Consider the following 17,472-nt stretch of genomic DNA (forward strand, 5'->3'; position numbering starts at 1 on the left):
TCGCGAGTGAGCACCGACCACGACGACGTGCGCGCCCTGGCGCGACCACTGCGCGACGAGGCCGACCTGGACCCGCTGCTCGAACGGATCGAGGACGCCCGGATCGTGGCGATCGGGGAGGCGAGCCACGGGACGCACGAGTACTACGCCTGGCGGGCCGCCCTGACCCGCCGGCTGGTCGCGGAGCGCGGGTTCCGCTTCGTCGCGGTCGAGGGGGACTGGCCCGACTGCTACCGGGTCAACCGCAGCGTGCGGCTGCGCGAGGGCGCCGACGAGGACCCGCGCGACGCCCTCGACGCGTTCGCCCGCTGGCCGACGTGGATGTGGGCCAACGACGACGTCGTGCAGTTCTGCCGGTGGCTTCGCGCGTTCAACGCGGCGCGCCCGGAGCCGGACCGGATCGGTTTCTACGGCATCGACGTGTACAGCCTGTGGGACTCGATGCAGGGTCTGGTCGAGTGGCTGCGAGAGCACGAGCCGCAGCACGTCGACACGGCGATGCAGGCCCTGCGGTGCTTCGAGCCCTTCGGTGAGGACGGCGCCGAGTACGCGTTCGCCAGCCGCTTCGCCCCCACGTCGTGCGAGCAGGCCGCCGTCGACCTGCTCCGCTCGATGTGCCAGGGACGCGGCCGGGAAGAGCTCGAGGGCGACCCGGAGTCGAGGTTCTCCGCCGAGCAGAACGCGGCCGTCGTCGTCGACGCCGAGCGCTACTACCGGGCGATGATCCGGGGGTCGGCCGAGTCGTGGAACGTCCGGGACGTGCACATGGTCGACACGCTCGACCGCCTGCTGACCCACGCCGGCGACAAGGCGGTCGTGTGGGAGCACAACACGCACATCGGGGACGCCCGGGCCACCGACATGGCCGGCGCCGGCATGACCAACGTCGGCCAGCTGCTCCGCGAGCGGCACGGCGGCGACGACGTCGTGCTGGTGGGCTTCGGCGGCCACCGCGGCGGCGTCGTCGCCGGGGAGAGCTGGGGTGCGCAGATGGAGCGGATGCCCGTGCCGCCGGCCCGGGGGGGCAGCCTGGAGGCGCTCCTGCACGACGCCGTGGGGGCCGACGCCCTGTTCGTCGTCCCGCGCGGCGAGCGGCCGGCGTGGCTGGACCGCAGGCTCGACCACCGCGCCATCGGCGTCGTCTACCGGCCCGAGCGGGAGAGATGGGGCAACTACGTGCCCACCGTCCTGGGCGAGCGCTACGACGCCTTCCTGTACCTCGACGACACCTCGCCGCTGCAGCCGCTGCACCTCGAGCGCGCCGACGAGCACGTGCCCCTCGTCTCCGAGGCGGTCTAGGGCGTGGCCGCCCCGCGTCGCGCCGCCGAGGGGCGCCTCGAGAACCGGCCGTCCCCCGTCGTGCCCGGCCCGCCGCTGCCCGCCGGTGTGCACGAGGTCGACCTGGGCCCGGGAGCGGAGGCGCTCCTGGCGGTTCCGCCCGGCGAGCCGGTGCCCCGGCCGCTGCTGGTCTTCTTCCACGGCGCGGGCGGGAAGGCGGAACAGAGCCTGGCCGCGGTGGGGGAGGCCGTCACCGGCCGGGGGGGACTCGTGCTCGCTCCGACGTCGGTCGGTTCCACCTGGGACCTCATCGCCGGCGGCCTCGGTCGGGACGTCGCCGTCATGGACGCCGCCCTGGGGGAGGTCTTCGGCCGCGCCGCGGTCGACCGGATCGCGGTCGGCGGGTTCTCCGACGGAGCCTCGTACGCGCTGTCGCTCGGTCTGGCCAACGGCGACCTCTTCGACGCCGTGCTCGCCTTCGCCCCGGGCTTCGTGGCGCCGCCGACGCAGGAGGGCGAACCGCGCATCTGGATCACCCACGGGGCGCAGGACCGCGTCCTCCCGGTGGACCGGTGCGGCCGGCGGGTGTCGCGCCAGCTGTCGGCGGCCGGTTACGACGTGACGTACGAGGAGTTCGACGGCGGCCACGCGGTGCGGCGCGAGGACGTTCCGGCCGCTCTGGACTGGTGGCTGCGACCTGGCTGAGTCGGTCTCACATGGAGCGCACCTGGCCGTTGGAGTCGGTGAAGGCCTCCTCGACCCGCCCCTCCAGGGCGGCCGATACCCGGTCGTGGTGGTCCTTGATCGCGGCTGTGTCCACCTCGTTGAGCTCCCGGGAGAGCTCGCCGGCCACCAGGTCGGCGGCCCGGGCGACCTCCGCGCGCTGCCCGTCGTCGCGACAGGAGATCGCGACGTCGCGGAGCATCCGCAGCAACGCCATGAGCACGGTCGGCTCCGAGCTGCCGAAGCGCGCCAGCTGACCGCAAGCCAGGTCGATGTAGTAGCGGAAGTCCCGGTCCGGCAGGACCACCCGGCCGACGCCGTCCTCGTCGGTGTGCACGGCGGGGCCGAGGTGCCGCCCGGCCAACCTCACGAGCAGGTCGGCCATGTGGCCCACCGCGGTGGCGGCGGTGGTCGGGTCGTTGATGGCCGGCGACATGGCCTTCACGGCGATGTCCTCGAGCTGGCGCAGGCCGAACGCCGCGTCCTGGTCGATCGTGCGCTCGTTGTTGAGCACCACCGCGCCCCGGATCGCGTCGGTGAACTCGTCGTCCAGCGGTCTCCCGCCCCGGGTCCACGCCGAGGCGACGGGTGTTCCGTGCGTCACGTGGTCGCCGGGCCGGACGACCACGCGGACGATCGCGTCGTGCCGTCGTGCCGCGGCCACCAGGGCGTCGGTGTCCAGGAACTGGACGAAGCCACTGGAATCGGCCATCACCCGACGTCCCTCGGACGTGTCCAGGTGCAGGTCGTCGGGCGTGAGGTCGGGCTGTTCGTCGTAAGCGGGGTAGAAGTCGCGGATCGCCCGGTCGGTGACGTCGTGGACCCGGGTCATCATCGTGTCGACCCGGAGCAAGGACACCATGTGGGTGATGAACCCCAGCAGGGCGCCGAGCGAGGCCATGCCCAGCAGTGCGGCGGTCAGGCAGACCAGGGTGGGCACCGGCTGGGAGGAGTTGACGCCGCGCAGGCCGCTGAGGGCGAAGACGAAGGTCCCGGTCAGGATCGACAGCACGGACTTGGTGGTCCGGTCACGGACGAACTCCTGCAGCAGCCGCGGCGAGAACTGCTGGGAGGCCAGTTGCAGGGCCACCACGGTGATGCTGAACGTCAGGGTGGCGATGGTGACCGCGCCGGTCGCGACGATCTGCAGGAGGCTGCCGGCGGCGCTGGTGTCCGCCGGCCACAGCGCCGTGAGGAACCCCGACCTGGGCTCGACCTGGCCGAGCAGCCAGCCGGCGATCGCCGCGACGACGCCCCACAGGGCCGGCCACACCCACATGGGGGCGCGCGACCGTGCCGCGGTTCCCTTCTTCCCGACGAGTGCCATGACCGCCCGCTACCCGTTCCGGGACGAATGGGCACCGACGGGCGACAGCATCACCCGTACCAGGGACGGCGCGGCTGCCGCCTGCGTCAGGCCGACTCGCGCCCGGTGAGGTCCTCGCCGTGGGGGACGGTCTTGGGGCCACCGGTCTTCGAGGCCTCGAACTCCGGTCCCAGGTTCTCCAGGGCCAGGCGGCCGAATACCTGCTGCTGGGTGGCCACCCGCTGGGAGCGTCCCCGGCCGAGGAAGCTGACCAGCCAGTGCAGCACGGTCGTCACCCGGCTCTTGAACCCGACGATGTAGAACAGGTGGACGACCAGCCACATCATCCACGCGATGAAGCCCTCGAACTTCAGCTTCCCGAGGTCGGTGACCGCGTGGAACCGCGAGATCGTCGCCATCGACCCCTTGTCGTGGTACTGGAACGGGGGCAGCGGCTCCCGGCCGGCGAGCTTGCGCTTGATCTGATCGGCGGCGTAGCGCCCGCCCTGGATGGCCACCTGCGCCACGCCGGGCAGCCTGTCCAGCGCCATCATGTCGCCGACGACGTGCACCTCGGGGTGGCCCGGCAGGGTGAGGTCGGGCAGCACCGCGACGCGGCCGGCCCGGTCCACCTGGGCGCCGGACTGCTCACCGAGAAGCCGGGCCAGCGGGCTGGCCTGTACGCCTGCGGCCCAGATCTTGGTGGCGGCGTTGATGCGGCGCACCTGCCCGTCGGCGTCCTTGATCTCGATGCCGTCGGCGTCGACGTCGGTCACCATCGCGCCGAGCTGCACCTCGACGCCGATCTCGTTGAGCTGCCGGCGGGCACGGTCGCCGAGCTTCTCGCCGAACGACGGCAGCACCTTCGGAGCGGCGTCGAGCAGGACCACGCGGGCGGTGGTGGGGTCGATGCGGCGGAAGTCCTTGCGCAGCGTGCGGTGCGCCAGCTCGGCGATCTGGCCGGCCATCTCCACACCGGTGGGACCGGCGCCGACGACGACGAAGGTCATCAGCCGGTCGACCTCGGCCGGGTCCTCGGCCAGCTCGGCGAGCTCGAAGGCGCCGAAGATCCGGCCGCGCAGCTCCAGGGCGTCGTCGATGCTCTTCATCCCGGGCGCGAACTCGGCGAAGCGGTCGTTGCCGAAGTAGGACTGTCCCGCCCCCGCCGCGACGATCAGCTCGTCGTAGGGGTGGACGGTGGTGCGGCCCAGGACCGTGGAGGTGACCGTGCGGGCGCCGAGGTCGATGTCGGTGACCTCGCCGAGCACCACGCGCACGTTCTCCTGGCGCCGGAGCACCTCGCGCGTGGCCGGGGCGATCTCGCCCTCGGAGAGGATGCCGGTCGCCACCTGGTAGAGCAGCGGCTGGAACAGGTGGTGGCTCGTCTTGCCGATCAGGGTGATGTCGACGTCGGCCTTGCGCAGCCGCTGGGCGGCGAACAGGCCACCGAAGCCGGAGCCGATGATGACGACCCGCGGACGGCCGCCGTGCGAGGGAGCGGCTGGTTCACGCACTGGTGATGTCGTCATGATGATTCATCCTCCCACTCCGTCCGTCGCCGGCCCCGAGCGACCCGCAGCGATCCAGCCCACACTCTGCCCGTTCCGCCCTCGGCTCGCGGCCCGTGCGGGGGACCGGTAGACCCGTCGGGATGGTCGACACACCCGAACGGTCCCCCGGGCGCTGCGCGTGACGCCCCCCGTCCGGTTCGTCCTCGTACCCGGGCTCGGGCTGGACGAACGCTCCTCGCGGCGCATCCGGAGCCGTCTCCCGGCCACGGTCGTGCACCTGCCCGGCATGGGGGTGCCGGCGCCGGTGCCGCCGCTGGAGGTGCTGGCCGACCGGCTGCTCGACCGGCTGGGGGAGGGGCCGGTCGTGCTGGTCGGGCACTCGCAGAGCTGCCAGGTGGTGGCCATCGCCGCGGCCCGGGACAGCCGGATCGCCGCCGCCGTCCTGCTCGGGCCGACCACCGATCCCCGGCTGCGCAGGGCGTGGGGCCTGGTCCGGCGCTGGGTGGCGACGGCGTGCGGCGAGCCGTGGTGGCAGGTGCCGCTGATCCTGGCCCAGTGGTGGCACACCGGGCCGCGCGCGATGGCCGCGCTCTGGCGGGTCGCCGCCCCTGACGACAGCGATCGGCGGCTGCGCGACGTGCGGGTGCCGGTCACGGTGGTCCGCGGCACCCGTGACCGGCTCTGCGCCCACGACTGGGCGTCCCGGCTGGTGGCGGCGGCTCCCCGCGGCCGGCTGGTCGAGGTGCCGGGCGCGGCGCACATGACGCCGCAGAGCCATCCCGACGACGTGGTCGCGGTGATGCGCGCGGCCGCCGGCTGAGCCTCACCGGGCACGGATGCCCCGCATCGGTGGGCGGGGGGCGACCTTGACCGGCCCCCGGCGGCCCCCTAATTTGTTGGTACAGCCTACTAATGGTCCGAGGCCTTTCGGAGGGAGGTGGGCGCTGCCGTGTTCGACTCCCGCCGTCTCTACGACGGTGCCCCCGCCGCGCGCCACGTTCCCGCCGACCAGGCCGCGGTGCGCCGCAGCAACCTCGGACTGGTGCTGCGTCACCTCCGGGACGCCGGCCCGCGGTCGCGCGCCCGCATCGCCCAGGACACCGGTTTGAACAAGGCCACGGTGTCCAGCCTGGTCGCCGAGCTCTCCGATCGACGGCTGGTCACCGCTGGGGACGTCGACCGCGCGGGCTCGGTCGGCCGGCCCGGCGTGCTGGTGCACCTCGACGGCCGTGGGGTGTGCGGCATCGGGGTGGAGCTGAACGTCGACTACGTCGCCGTCCTGGTGGTGGACCTGCGCGGCGAGGCGCTGCTCGAGCGGCGGGTGGCGTGCGACGTCCCCGGGCTCGGCCCGGAGGGCACGCTCGACGCGGTGGCCGGCCTGGTCGGCGAGGGCGTCGCGGCGGCCGCGGCGCGCGGTGCGGTGCCGGTGGGAATCACCGTCGCCGTCCCGGGACTGGTGCGCAGCCCCGGCGGTGTCGCGACCCACGCGCCCAACCTCGGCTGGCGGGACGTGCCGGTGCTCGACGGGCTGCGCGCCCGGGTCGCCGGCGACTGCCCGATCCGGGTGGAGAACGACGCGAACCTGGCCGTGATCGCCGAGTGGGCGACGGGCCCCGAGGCCCGCACTCCCGACCTGGTCCACCTCACCGGCGAGGTCGGTGTCGGGTGCGGTGTCATCGTCGACGGCCGGCTGCTGCGCGGGGCGGGCGGCCTCTCCGGCGAGGTCGGGCACACACCGCTGGGGGACCCGGACCTGCTGTGCGGCTGCGGCCGGCGTGGCTGCTGGGAGACGGTCGTCGGGCTGACCGCGCTGCTGCGGGCCGCCGCCGATCCCGAGGACCCGGTGCACGACCACGGGCGCGACCTCGAGACCCGGCTGGCCGAGATCGCCGCCCGCGCCGACGCCGGGCACCGGCGCACCCTCGACGCGCTGGCCCGGGTGGGCTCCGCCCTGGGCACCGGTGCCGCAGTGCTCATCAACGTCCTGAACCCGCGGGTCGTGCTGCTGGGGGGCTACTTCGCCGTCCTCGGGCGGTTCCTCGTCGAGCCGATGACCGCCGAGCTGCGCGCCCGGGTGCTGGCCCCCGACCTGGGCGGGGCACGCGTGGTCCTGTCGACGCTGGGCTTCAGCGCCGCCGTCCGGGGCGGCGCGCACGTCGCCCTCGAGTCGGTCTTCGACGATCCGACGCTGGTGCCGGCGGACGGGACCGCGGCCGGACCGTGACCCTCCGCCGGGCTGGGGCCGCGGTTCCGAGCGGGAGGGTGTGCGCCCCGGATCAGCCGCCCAGCCCGCTGACCTACCGGCACCAACCGACCACGGTGCCGAGCACCTCCTGGTCCACCGGTTGGCGCAGTTCCTTCCGGTAGGCGCCCATCGACGGCGGTCCCGGCTGCCGCCGGAGGGCGTGCGTCACGTCGGGGAGCAGCGCCGTCCATGCGCCCCCGGGCACCGTTGCCGCGACGACCTGCAGGTGCGCCGGGTCGACCTGCAGATCCTTGCCGCCGGTCACGGCCAGCACCGGCGCCCCGATGCGCCGCAGGTCGTCCCGGGGATCGTGGGACATGAACTCCCGGTGCCAGCGCGCGTTGACCTTCGCCCCGCCGATCCGCGCCACGTCTGTGGTGGTGGCCCGGACGCGGTCGTGGTTGGCCAGGACCTTCTTCTCGAGGTCGACGCGGAACAGCCCCAGCAGCCCCCGGACCGGCGCGGGCAGCGTCGGCGGGATGCGGCGGGCCTGCCAGCGGAGCACGTCCTCGCCCGGGGCGCCGCTCATCGACAGCAGGACGACCCCCGACGTCGGCACGCCCCGCGCGGCCAGCGCCGCCGCCAGGATCGCGCCCTCGCTGTGCCCGGCGAGCAGGATCCGGTCGGGGTCCACCTCCGGCCGGGCGGCCAGGGCCTCGCGGGCCCGGCCGAGGTCGTCGACGTTGTCGTGCAGGCCGGCCGTGCGCCAGTGCCCGGGGCTGTCCCCGATCCCGCGCTTGTCGTAGCGCAGGGAGGCCAGGCCGCCGGCGGCCAGGGCGTGCGCCAGCTGCCGCGCCACGCCGAACCGGGCCCGGCGGTGGTTGGAGTTCCGGTCCAGCGGGCCGGAACCGGACGCGATGAGCACGGCCGGGTGCGATCCCGCGCCGTCGGGCAGCGTGAGGGTGCCGCCCAGCGGGTGCTCGCCCGGGACGCGCAGGGGGAGTTCCCGCACGGTCAGGGAACCGGGTGCAGGGCGGCGGCCAGGGCGGCGGCCAGGGCGGCGGCGTCGTCCGCCCCGATCAGCAGGGTGTCGTACCGGGCGCCGTCGAGTCGTAGCCGGACGGCCGGCTGCCCCCTGCGCACGCAGACGAGGGTGCGCTCCCCGGGGCGCCGCCAGGTACCCACCTTGCGCAGGCCCGGCAGAGCGAGGCCGGGGGCACGCAGGCCGCGGACGCCGCTGAGCGGCTCGGTCACCACCTCGGCGCTCCGGACGGCGTCCCGGGGCAGCTCGACGTCGCGCAGGAGGCCGGCGAGCTGCTCGGTCCGGGTGAAGCGGACGGACAGGGTCGTGGGCGTCAGTTGCACGGTGGCCATGACCCCACTATTCTCACAGCTGAGATCGTTGTCAAGCATGAGAATGGTGGCCCTGTGGCGAGCGCCGACCTGCTGCTGCACCCGGTGCGCCTGCGCGTGGTCATGGCCTTCCTCGGCGACCGCACGCTGACCACCGCCGACCTGCGTGCCGAGCTTCCCGACGTGCCGGTGGCGACGCTCTACCGGCACGTCTCGGCGCTCGCCGACGCCGGCGTCCTCGCGGTGGTGGGGGAGCGGAAGGTGCGTGGCGCGGCGGAGCGGTCCTTCCGGCTCGAGCTGGAGGCGGCCGCGGTGGGCCCCGGCGAGGCCGCCACCATGACGCCCGACGAGCACCGGCGCGCGTTCACCGCTTTCGCCGCAGCGCTCGTCAGCGCCTTCGACCGCTACCTGGACCGGGCCGCGGCGGACGGCGGGTCGCCGGATCTCGCGGCGGACCGGGTCGGCTACCGGCAGGCCGCGGTGTGGGTGACCGACGAGGAGTTCGACGAGATGCACGCCGAGCTGGCCGCCGCCCTGCGGGCCCGCATGGCGCACCGCCCCGGTGGCGGGCGCCGCCGCCGGCTGGTGAGCACCGTGCACCTCCCGGCGGACTGAGCCGCCCGCGGGGAGGTGCCCGGCTGTCGCGCCGTCAGCTCACCTCGCGGCGCGGCGGGCGTCGCGAGCCGCCTGCTTGGCCTGCTTCTTCGCCAGCTTGTTCGCCTTCTTCACCGTGACGCGGGGCTTGCGGTCCATCAGGCCCCGGGTGAACAGGCCGATCCCGATGCCGAGCAGCCAGCTGTCCTTGGCGATGGACAGCCCCTGCTCGGTGGGGGCGAGGCTGCCCGGCTTCCGCATGCCCGGCGTCTTCACGTACAGCCCGAGCAGCCCGCCGGAGAAGGCGGTGAGGGCGGCCCCGGCGACGGCGGTCGGCACGAAGGGGGTGAGCAGCAGGGCGCCGAGCGCGATCTCGGCGTTGGCCAGGCCCTGCACGAACTGCTGCGGCGGAACCGACTTCAGGAACGGGTAGGTACCGGCGGCGAAGCCGTGCATGCCCGCCGCGGTCTCGGCGTCGGCACCCCGCTTGCCGAGCCCGCTGTTGAGGATGAACGCGCCCGCGGAGATGCGCGGGGCGATCTCGGACAGGGTGATGGGCAGACCCATGGGAACCTCGCTCGTCGTCGGGAAGGAGCTCGCCCAGAGCTCAACCAGGTCGTCGGTGCCCCGTCAGTGCCCATCGGCCCACGGGTCAACCGTCGCGCCGGCCCCGCGCACCTCGGACCGGTGATCCGCGCCCCGGGAGGACCGGCGGGTGATCGGCAGCGTGTCACTATGGCGGCGTGGCGCACACCTCTGCCTCGGCCGGCGCGCTGCTGCGTCACGTGCGCACCGGCCGGGCGCGCAGCCGGGCCGACCTGGTGGCCCTGACCGGTGCCTCGCGCAACACGGTGAGCGCGCGGGTGGACCAGCTGATCGCGGCCAACCTCCTGGAGGAGGGCGGGCGGGGGTGGAGCACCGGAGGCCGGCCGCCCACGTTGCTGCGGTTCAACAGCCGCGCCGGGTGCGTGCTCGCCGTCGACCTCGGCGTGACCAGTGTCGACGTCGCGGTCACCGACCTCTCCGCCCAGATCCTCGCCACCGTCGGGCATCCCATCGACATCGCCGACGGGCCCGGTGTGGTGCTCGCCGAGGTCGACCGGCTGGCCCAGAAGGTGCTCGCCGAGGCCGGCCTCACGCCCGGCGACGTGTGCGCCGTGGGCGTCGGTGTGCCCGGCCCCGTCGAGTTCTCGACCGGTCGGCCCTCTCACCCGCCGATCATGCCGGGCTGGCACGACTACCCGATCCCCAGCGCCTTCGGCCGGTACGAGTGCCCCGTCTACGTCGACAACGACGTCAACGTGATGGCCCTGGGGGAGATCGGGGCCGGCGGCTCGGTCCAAGACCTGCTCGTCGTCAAGGTCGGTACGGGCATCGGCTGCGGCGTCATCGTCGACGGGCGGGTGTACCGCGGAGCCCAGGGCAGCGCCGGCGACATCGGGCACATCTACGTGGCGCAGCCCGCGGGCCGGACCGTCATCTGCCGCTGCGGTAACGAGAACTGCCTCGAGGCCATCGCCGGTGGTGGCGCCCTGCTGCGCGACGCCGTCGCGGCGGGGTTGCCGGTCACCAGCACCCGGGACGTCGTCGAACGGGCAGCGCAGGGCGACGGGCCGGCGCTGGAGCTGGTGCGCAACGCCGGTCGGACCATCGGCACGGTTCTCGCCGCGCTGGTCAACTTCTTCAACCCGCACCGCATCGTCATGACGGGTGGGGTCGCCCAGGCGGGTGCCCCGCTGCTGGCCGGCATCCGCGAGGCGGTCTACGGCCGGTCGATGCCGCTGGCCGCCCGGGCGCTGGAGATCACGGTGAGCGATGCCCCCGATCTCTCCGGCCGGGTGGGCGCCGCACTGATGGCGATCGAAGGGTTCCTCGACGAGGACTCCGTCCACGAGACCCTCGCCCGCTGACCTCGCCGGCCGGCCCACCCGCGGGCCGACCTCGTCTTTCCTCCTCACGGACCGACACATCCCCCTGACCGTGCCGGCTGCCCTCGCCGGCTGAGCCGGCGGCAGCTCACCGCCGGCGACGACCGCCCAGCCCGCGATGGGGGGTCCGGCCACGGGCCTGCCGCCGCGACCCCCGCAGCCGCACCGCGCGGTTGATCGCCGGTCGTGCCGTAGATCTCGGTTCGGTAACCCGGCGGCGCGACCTTGACCACACTCGCACCCGGGCTTACGTTGTCGCGGCTACCGACTAATGGTCAACGATGAGCAAAAGTCTGGGTGATGGCGTGGAGAACCCCGTGACACCGCACCGCAGTGCCCGGCCTGCCGGTACGGCGACCGCGTGGACCGTGCCGGGCAGGGGCAGCCGGTGACCGCCCCGCTGCTGGAGATGCACGGGATCGTCAAGACCTTCCCGGGCGTCCGGGCCCTCGACGGCGTCGACCTCGACGTCCGGTCCGGTGAGGTGCACTGCCTGCTCGGCCAGAACGGCGCCGGCAAGTCGACCCTCATCAAGGTGCTGGCCGGGGCGCACCAGCCCGACGAGGGCCGCATCAGCTGGCGCGGTGAGCCGGTGTCGCCCGCCGATCCCCAGGCCGCGATGAACCTCGGCATCGCCACGATCTACCAGGAGCTGGACCTGGTGGACGGGCTGTCGGTCGCCGACAACATCTTCTTGGGCCGGGAGAGCGCGCGCTTCGGCATCACCCGCCCCGCGGCCGCCAACCGAGCGGCGGCGCAGCTGCTGACCCGCCTCGGCCACCCGGAGATCCGGCCCACGGCGGAGGTCGGCGCCCTCTCGGCGGCGCAGCAGCAGATGGTCAGCATGGCGCGGGCGCTGTCGCAGGACGCGAAGCTGATCATCATGGACGAGCCCTCGGCCGTCCTGGACAACGAGGAGGTCGAGCGGCTCTTCGGCGTCATCCGCGACCTCACCGCCCACGACGTCGCCGTCGTCTACATCTCCCACCGCCTCGAGGAGATCCGTGAGATCGGCGACCGGATCACCGTCCTCAAGGACGGGCGGACCGTCGCCACCGGTCTCCCGGCGCGCGAGACCCCGACCCGCGAGGTCATCACGCTCATGACCGGCCGGACCATCGAGTACGTCTTCCCGCCCCGGGGCACCGCCCCGCACACCGGGGAGGCACCGCTCCTGGAGGTCGAGGACCTGGAGCTGCGCGGTCACTTCGACGGCGTGGGCTTCACCGTCCGTCCCGGCGAGATCGTCGGCCTGGCCGGCCTCGTGGGATCGGGCCGCTCGGAGATCCTGGAGACGATCTACGGCGCCCGCCGTCCCACCTCGGGAACGGTCCGGCTGGCCGGCCGGCGGCTGCGCCCGGGGGACGTCGGATCAGCGGTCGCGGCCGGCATCGGGCTGGCCCCCGAGGAGCGCAAGAGCCAGGCGCTGCTGCTCGACGACTCCGTCTACCGCAACATCACCGTCTCGAGCCTCGGCCGCTTCGCCCGCGGTGGATTTCTCTCCGGCGGCGCCGAGAAGGCGGCCGCGCGGCAGCAGGTCGAGGCGCTCGACGTCCGGCCGGCCGACGTCTCCCGGGTCGTGCGCACGCTGTCCGGAGGCAACCAGCAGAAGGTCGTCCTGGCCCGTTGGCTGCTCCGTGACTGCCGGGTGCTGCTGCTCGACGAGCCCACCCGCGGCGTCGACGTCGGCGCCCGGTCGGAGATCTACGCGCTGGTCCGCGACCTCGCCGACCGCGGGGTGGCGGTCGTCGTCGTCTCCAGCGAGATCCCGGAGGTGCTCGGCCTGGCCGACCGCGTCCTGGTGATCGCCGACGGCGCCGTCGTCGCCGAGGCGCCGGCCGACGAACTCGACGAGCACCGGGTCCTCGACCTGGTCATGCAGGGCACGCCGCACACGGGTGCACCGATCGCCTCCGAATCGACGACCAGGCAGCACGAAGGGGACGTGGCATGAGCACGAACGCGACCGCGACGGAGGGGAGCACCGCGACGGCGGCGAGCCGGACGGCCAACGGGTCGGGCGGGTTCATGTCCGGCCCGGTCGGCCGCAATCTCGGCCTGGTCATCGCGCTGGCGATCCTGTGCGTCGTCGGCGTCGCCACGGCTGGCGACCGCTTCGCCGACGTCGACAACGTCCTGACGATCCTCCGGCTGGCCGCGGTCATCGGCGTGGTGAGCGTCGGCATGACGTTCGTGATCATCGGCGGCGGCATCGACCTGTCGGTCGGCGCGATCGCGGCGCTGTCCTCGGTCTGGGCGACGACGCTGGCGACCCAGGCGATGGCCGAGGACTTCCACTGGATCGTCATGGTGTTCACGGCGCTCGCCGTCGGCGCCGGCTGCGGGCTGGTCAACGGCGTGGTGATCGCCTACGGCAAGCTCGTCGCGTTCATCGCGACGCTGGCGATGCTGGCCGCCGCCCGGGGCCTCGCGGAGATCATCGCCAACCGCCGCACCCAGATCATCCAGGACCGCGACTTCCTCGAGTTCTTCTCCGGTGACGTGCTGGGCATCCCGACGCTGGTCATCATCTTCGCGCTGGTCGCCGTCGCGGGCTGGGTGCTGCTGAACCGGACGACGTTCGGCCGGCGCACCTTCGCGGTCGGCGGCAACGCCGAGGCCGCGCGGCTGGCCGGCATCCGGGTGCAGCGCCACACCGTGAAGCTCTACGTCCTGTCGGGCATCACCTGCGGCATCGCGGCCGTGATGATCATGGCGCGGACGACGACCGGCAGCTCGACGCACGGCACGCTCTGGGAGCTCGACGCGATCGCGGCGGTCGTCATCGGCGGCACGCTGCTCATCGGCGGCCGGGGCACGATCGTCGGCACCGTCCTCGGTGTCCTGATCTTCACCACGCTGGGCAACGTCTTCACGCTGAACAACCTGTCGAGCTCCGCGCAGGCCGTCGCCCGCGGCGTGATCATCGTGCTCGCCGTCCTCCTGCAGATGCGGCTGGCCGGCGGCGAGGGCCGCGGCCGGAAGCCGCGCTCGCTCCCGGGCGGCCCCGGAGGCGTGACCGGTGGCGGCAGCACCGTGCCCGGTGCCCCCGCCGGCACCCGCCAGGGCGGCGCGACCGCCGCCCCCACGACCTGACCCGCAGCCGGGTCAGCACCACCCCGGCGGGCCGCCCGGCCCCCGGTCGCACCACTCGAACGGCAGCACCGACCACCCGGCGACGGCGCCGGGTGAGGCAGAGCGAGGAGAGAGCATTGTCTGCAACGAGGCAGCGCGGGTACCGCCGCGTCACGTCCACCGCGGTCGCGTTCATCGGCGCCGGCGTCCTTCTCGCCGGCTGCACCGGGAACACGCCCGAGAGCTCCGGGGGCGGGGGTGGCGGGGGCAACGACGCCGCCAGCGACAACGACGAGCAGGGTGAGACCGTCCGCATCGGCTTCTCCGCACCGGCGGCCGACCACGGCTGGATGGCCGGCATCACCGAGGCCGCGCGGGCCGTGGACGAGGAGTACGACGACGTCGAGCTCGTCGTCGCCGAGGGCACCAACGACGTCAGCACGCAGATCAGCCAGGTCGAGACCTTCATCAACGAGGGCGTCGACGCGATCGTGCTGCTGCCCTTCGACGGCGCCGCCCTGACCCCGGTCGCGCTGGAGGCCATGGAGGCCGGCATCCCGGTGATCAACGTCGACCGTGAGTTCGACAGCCCGTTCGCCGCCCGTGCCACGATCCTGGGCGACAACTACGGCATGGGGGTCTCCGCCGGCACCTACATCTGCGAGGAGCTGGGCGACCAGCCCGACGCCGTGGTCGCCGAGATCGCCGGCATCGACTCGCTGCCGCTGACCCAGGACCGCAGTCAGGGCTTCGCCGACGCGCTGGCCGAGTGCGGCCTCGAGGTGAGCAACCGGGTGGCTGCCGACTTCACCGTCGAGGGTGGCGAGGAGGCCGCGTCCAACCTGCTCCAGGCCGCCCCGCGGATCGACGCCCTGTGGAACCACGACGACGACCAGGGCGTCGGTGTCCTGGCCGCGATCGAGGCCGCCGGCCGCGACGAGTTCCTCATGGTCGGCGGCGCCGGCTCGGCCAACGCCATGCGGGCGATCCAGGAGGGCAACTCGGTTCTCCAGGCGACGGTCATCTACCCGCACACGCAGGCCGCGGACGGCATCCGTCTCGCCCGCCTGGTCGCCCAGGACAAGAACGTGTCCGACCTGGTCTCGCCGGAGGTGCCGCGTCGGATCACGCTCAACGCCCCCGTCGTGACGGCCGACAACGTCGACCAGTACATCGACCGGGCCTTCGAGTCCTGACCGACCGACCCGGAGCCGCCGGGCGCGACGTGCGCCCGGCGGCTCCGCCCTCCCGAGGAGCTCGCATGACCACCCCCGACCGCCCCTCGCTCGGTGTCGGCCTGATCGGCTACGCCTTCATGGGCGCCGCCCACTCCCACGCGTGGCGCACCGCCCCGCACTTCTTCGACCTCCCGCTCCGGCCCGAACTGGCCGTGCTGGCCGGCCGCAATCGGGCGGCGGTCACCGAGGCCGCCGCCCGGCTCGGGTGGGCGAGCACCGAGACCGACTGGCGCCGGGTCCTCGAGCGCGACGACGTCGAGCTCGTCGACGTCTGCACGCCCGGCGACACCCACGCCGAGATCGCCATCGCGGCCCTCGAGGCCGGCAAGCACGTGCTGTGCGAGAAGCCGCTGGCCAACACCGTCGCCGAGGCCGAGGCGATGGCCGAGGCCGCCGCCCGTGCCGCCGCGAACGGCGTCCGGTCGATGGTCGGCTTCACCTACCGCCGTGTCCCGGCGATCGGCCTGGCCCGGCAGCTCGTCGCCCAGGGGCGGCTGGGCGAGATCCGGCACGTGCGCGCGCAGTACCTGCAGGACTGGATCGCCGACCCGGCCGTTCCGATGTCCTGGCGTCTGGAGAAGGACAAGGCCGGCTCGGGCGCGCTCGGCGACATCGGCGCGCACATCGTCGACCTCACGCAGTACATCACCGGGCAGACCCTCACCGGGGTGAGCGCGATGCTGGAGACCTTCGTCGCGGAGCGGCCGCTGCCGACGTCCACCGGCAAGCTGGGCGGGGTCGGGGGCACGGAGACGGGGCAGGTGACCGTCGACGACGCGGCGATCTTCCTGGGCCGGTTCACCGGCGGGGCGCTGGCGACCTTCGAGGCGACCCGCTTCGCCCTCGGCCGCAAGAACGCCATCCGGATCGAGGTCAACGGCTCGGCGGGCAGCCTTGCGTTCGACTTCGAGGACATGAACGTCCTGCACTTCTTCGACGGCACCGAGCCCGCCGCGGTCGCGGGGTTCCGCCGGATCATCGTGACCGAGCCGGAGCACCCGTACGTCGCCGCCTGGTGGCCGGCCGGCCACGGGCTGGGCTACGAGCACGGCTTCACCCACCAGGTCGTCGACCTGGTGACCGCCATCGGGAAGGGGGAGGACCCCACGCCGTCGTTCGCCGACGGCCTGCAGGTGCAGCGCGTGCTCGATGCGGTCGAGCGCAGCGCCGCCGCGAACTCCACCTGGACCGAGATCCCTGCCTGAACCGACTCTCCGGACTTTCGGCGCCGAAAGTCCCCCGTCCTGGGAGGACCCCACCATGCCCCGCCCGATCACCCTGTTCACCGGCCAGTGGGCCGACCTGCCGTTCGAGGAGGTGGCCCGGCTGGCCTCCGAGTGGGGGTACGACGGCCTGGAGATCGCCTGCTGGGGCGACCACCTCGACGTCGAGCGCGCCGCGAACGACGACTCCTACGTGCAGGAGCGCCTCGCCCTGCTCGACAAGTACGGCCTCAAGGTCTGGGCCATCTCCAACCACCTCCACGGCCAGGCGGTGTGCGACGACCCCATCGACGAGCGGCACAAGGGCATGGTCAACGCCCGCGTGTGGGGCGACGGCGAGCCCGAGGGCGTGCGGCAGCGGGCCGCCGAGGAGATGAAGATGACCGCCCGCGCGGCCCGCAAGCTCGGTGTCGACGTCGTCGTCGGGTTCACCGGGTCGAAGATATGGAAGACCGTGGCGATGTTCCCGCCGGTGCCCGAGTCGATGATCGAGGACGGTTACGCCGACTTCGCCGCGCGCTGGAACCCGATCCTCGATGTCTTCGACGAGGTCGGCGTGAAGTTCGCGCACGAGGTGCACCCGTCGGAGATCGCCTACGACTACTGGACCACCGTGCGCACGCTGGAAGCGATCGGCCAGAGGGAGGCCTTCGGGCTGAACTGGGACCCGAGCCACTTCGTGTGGCAGGACCTCGACCCGGTCTCGTTCATCTGGGACTTCAAGGACCGGATCTACCACGTCGACTGCAAGGACGCGAAGAAGCAGGTCGGCAACGGGCGCAACGGCCGGATGAGCTCGCACCTGCCCTGGGCCGACCCGCGGCGCGGCTGGGACTTCGTGTCCACCGGGCACGGCGACGTCCCCTGGGAGGCGTGCTTCCGGATGCTCAACACCATCGGTTACGACGGGCCGATCTCGGTGGAGTGGGAGGACGCCGGCATGGACCGCCTGGTCGGCGCCCCGGAGGCGCTGGAGTTCGTCCGCCGGCTGGCGTTCGACCCGCCGGCGGCCGCGTTCGACGCCGCCTTCGCCAGCGGCAACTGAGGCCGGTCGGAGT

The 17,472-nt window shown here is 73.5% G+C and carries 16 protein-coding genes; 11 read left to right on the forward strand and 5 right to left on the reverse strand.

Features of this window, described 5'->3' with window-relative positions; translation table 11 throughout:
• Positions 1–6 precede the first annotated feature (6 nt).
• Entirely contained in the window at positions 7–1,299 is a 1,293-nt protein-coding gene (locus tag ACFSHS_RS20340) for an erythromycin esterase family protein (protein ID WP_376880128.1), read from the forward strand.
• A 3-nt stretch (positions 1,300–1,302) separates the two neighbouring features.
• Complete coding sequence (locus tag ACFSHS_RS20345; protein ID WP_376880130.1) at positions 1,303–1,983, forward strand: alpha/beta hydrolase; 681 nt, start codon at positions 1,303–1,305, stop codon at positions 1,981–1,983.
• Between the two features lie 7 nt (positions 1,984–1,990).
• On the opposite strand, the gene ACFSHS_RS20350 is transcribed toward ACFSHS_RS20345, so the two are convergent.
• The gene (locus ACFSHS_RS20350) at positions 1,991–3,328 is read right to left on the reverse strand and encodes a DUF2254 domain-containing protein (protein WP_376880133.1); all 1,338 of its coding nucleotides are present in this window, start codon (positions 3,326–3,328) and stop codon (positions 1,991–1,993) included.
• An 86-nt stretch (positions 3,329–3,414) separates the two neighbouring features.
• A complete protein-coding gene (locus ACFSHS_RS20355) occupies positions 3,415–4,836 on the reverse strand; it encodes an NAD(P)/FAD-dependent oxidoreductase (RefSeq protein WP_376880135.1) in 1,422 nt (473 codons plus the stop codon).
• Positions 4,837–4,996: 160 nt separating this feature from the next.
• Here ACFSHS_RS20355 and ACFSHS_RS20360 point away from each other — a divergent pair, with 160 nt between their 5' ends.
• Both ACFSHS_RS20360 and ACFSHS_RS20365 read left to right on the forward strand, forming a co-directional pair.
• The gene (locus ACFSHS_RS20360) at positions 4,997–5,638 is read left to right on the forward strand and encodes an alpha/beta fold hydrolase (protein ID WP_376880137.1); all 642 of its coding nucleotides are present in this window, start codon (positions 4,997–4,999) and stop codon (positions 5,636–5,638) included.
• A gap of 129 nt (positions 5,639–5,767) precedes the next feature.
• The gene (locus ACFSHS_RS20365) at positions 5,768–7,042 is read left to right on the forward strand and encodes an ROK family transcriptional regulator (RefSeq protein ID WP_376880140.1); all 1,275 of its coding nucleotides are present in this window, start codon (positions 5,768–5,770) and stop codon (positions 7,040–7,042) included.
• A 73-nt stretch (positions 7,043–7,115) separates the two neighbouring features.
• On the opposite strand, the gene ACFSHS_RS20370 is transcribed toward ACFSHS_RS20365, so the two are convergent.
• A complete protein-coding gene (locus ACFSHS_RS20370; protein WP_376880142.1) occupies positions 7,116–8,015 on the reverse strand; it encodes an alpha/beta hydrolase family protein in 900 nt (299 codons plus the stop codon).
• Positions 8,016–8,017: 2 nt separating this feature from the next.
• A complete protein-coding gene (locus ACFSHS_RS20375) occupies positions 8,018–8,377 on the reverse strand; it encodes a hypothetical protein (RefSeq protein WP_376880145.1) in 360 nt (119 codons plus the stop codon).
• A gap of 54 nt (positions 8,378–8,431) precedes the next feature.
• On the opposite strand from ACFSHS_RS20375, the gene ACFSHS_RS20380 reads away from it, so the two are divergent.
• A complete protein-coding gene (locus ACFSHS_RS20380; RefSeq protein WP_376880147.1) occupies positions 8,432–8,971 on the forward strand; it encodes a helix-turn-helix domain-containing protein in 540 nt (179 codons plus the stop codon).
• Between the two features lie 39 nt (positions 8,972–9,010).
• On the opposite strand, the gene ACFSHS_RS20385 is transcribed toward ACFSHS_RS20380, so the two are convergent.
• The gene (locus ACFSHS_RS20385) at positions 9,011–9,517 is read right to left on the reverse strand and encodes a hypothetical protein (protein WP_376880150.1); all 507 of its coding nucleotides are present in this window, start codon (positions 9,515–9,517) and stop codon (positions 9,011–9,013) included.
• Between the two features lie 176 nt (positions 9,518–9,693).
• Between ACFSHS_RS20385 and ACFSHS_RS20390 the strand changes: the two genes are divergently transcribed.
• The 6 genes from ACFSHS_RS20390 (at position 9,694) to ACFSHS_RS20415 (ending at position 17,459) form a co-directional block, all read left to right on the forward strand.
• Positions 9,694–10,860 (forward strand): ROK family protein, encoded by a 1,167-nt coding sequence (locus tag ACFSHS_RS20390; protein ID WP_376880152.1) that lies wholly within the window; start codon positions 9,694–9,696, stop codon positions 10,858–10,860.
• 379 nt (positions 10,861–11,239) lie between these two features.
• Positions 11,240–12,832, forward strand: a complete 1,593-nt coding sequence (locus ACFSHS_RS20395) for a sugar ABC transporter ATP-binding protein (RefSeq protein WP_376880155.1) — start codon at positions 11,240–11,242, stop codon at positions 12,830–12,832.
• Entirely contained in the window at positions 12,829–13,974 is a 1,146-nt protein-coding gene (locus ACFSHS_RS20400; RefSeq protein WP_376880157.1) for an ABC transporter permease, read from the forward strand. Before ACFSHS_RS20395 ends, ACFSHS_RS20400 begins: the two co-directional genes overlap by 4 nt.
• Before the next feature lie 116 nt (positions 13,975–14,090).
• Positions 14,091–15,149, forward strand: coding sequence for a substrate-binding domain-containing protein (locus ACFSHS_RS20405; protein WP_376880159.1), 1,059 nt, complete (start codon positions 14,091–14,093; stop codon positions 15,147–15,149).
• A 65-nt stretch (positions 15,150–15,214) separates the two neighbouring features.
• Entirely contained in the window at positions 15,215–16,396 is a 1,182-nt protein-coding gene (locus ACFSHS_RS20410; RefSeq protein ID WP_376880161.1) for a Gfo/Idh/MocA family protein, read from the forward strand.
• Positions 16,397–16,451: 55 nt separating this feature from the next.
• Complete coding sequence (locus ACFSHS_RS20415) at positions 16,452–17,459, forward strand: sugar phosphate isomerase/epimerase family protein (protein ID WP_376880163.1); 1,008 nt, start codon at positions 16,452–16,454, stop codon at positions 17,457–17,459.
• Positions 17,460–17,472: the final 13 nt, after the last annotated feature.

The sequence above is a fragment of the Blastococcus deserti genome (genome assembly GCF_042682525.1).
Lineage (GTDB): Bacteria > Actinomycetota > Actinomycetes > Mycobacteriales > Geodermatophilaceae > Blastococcus_B > Blastococcus_B deserti.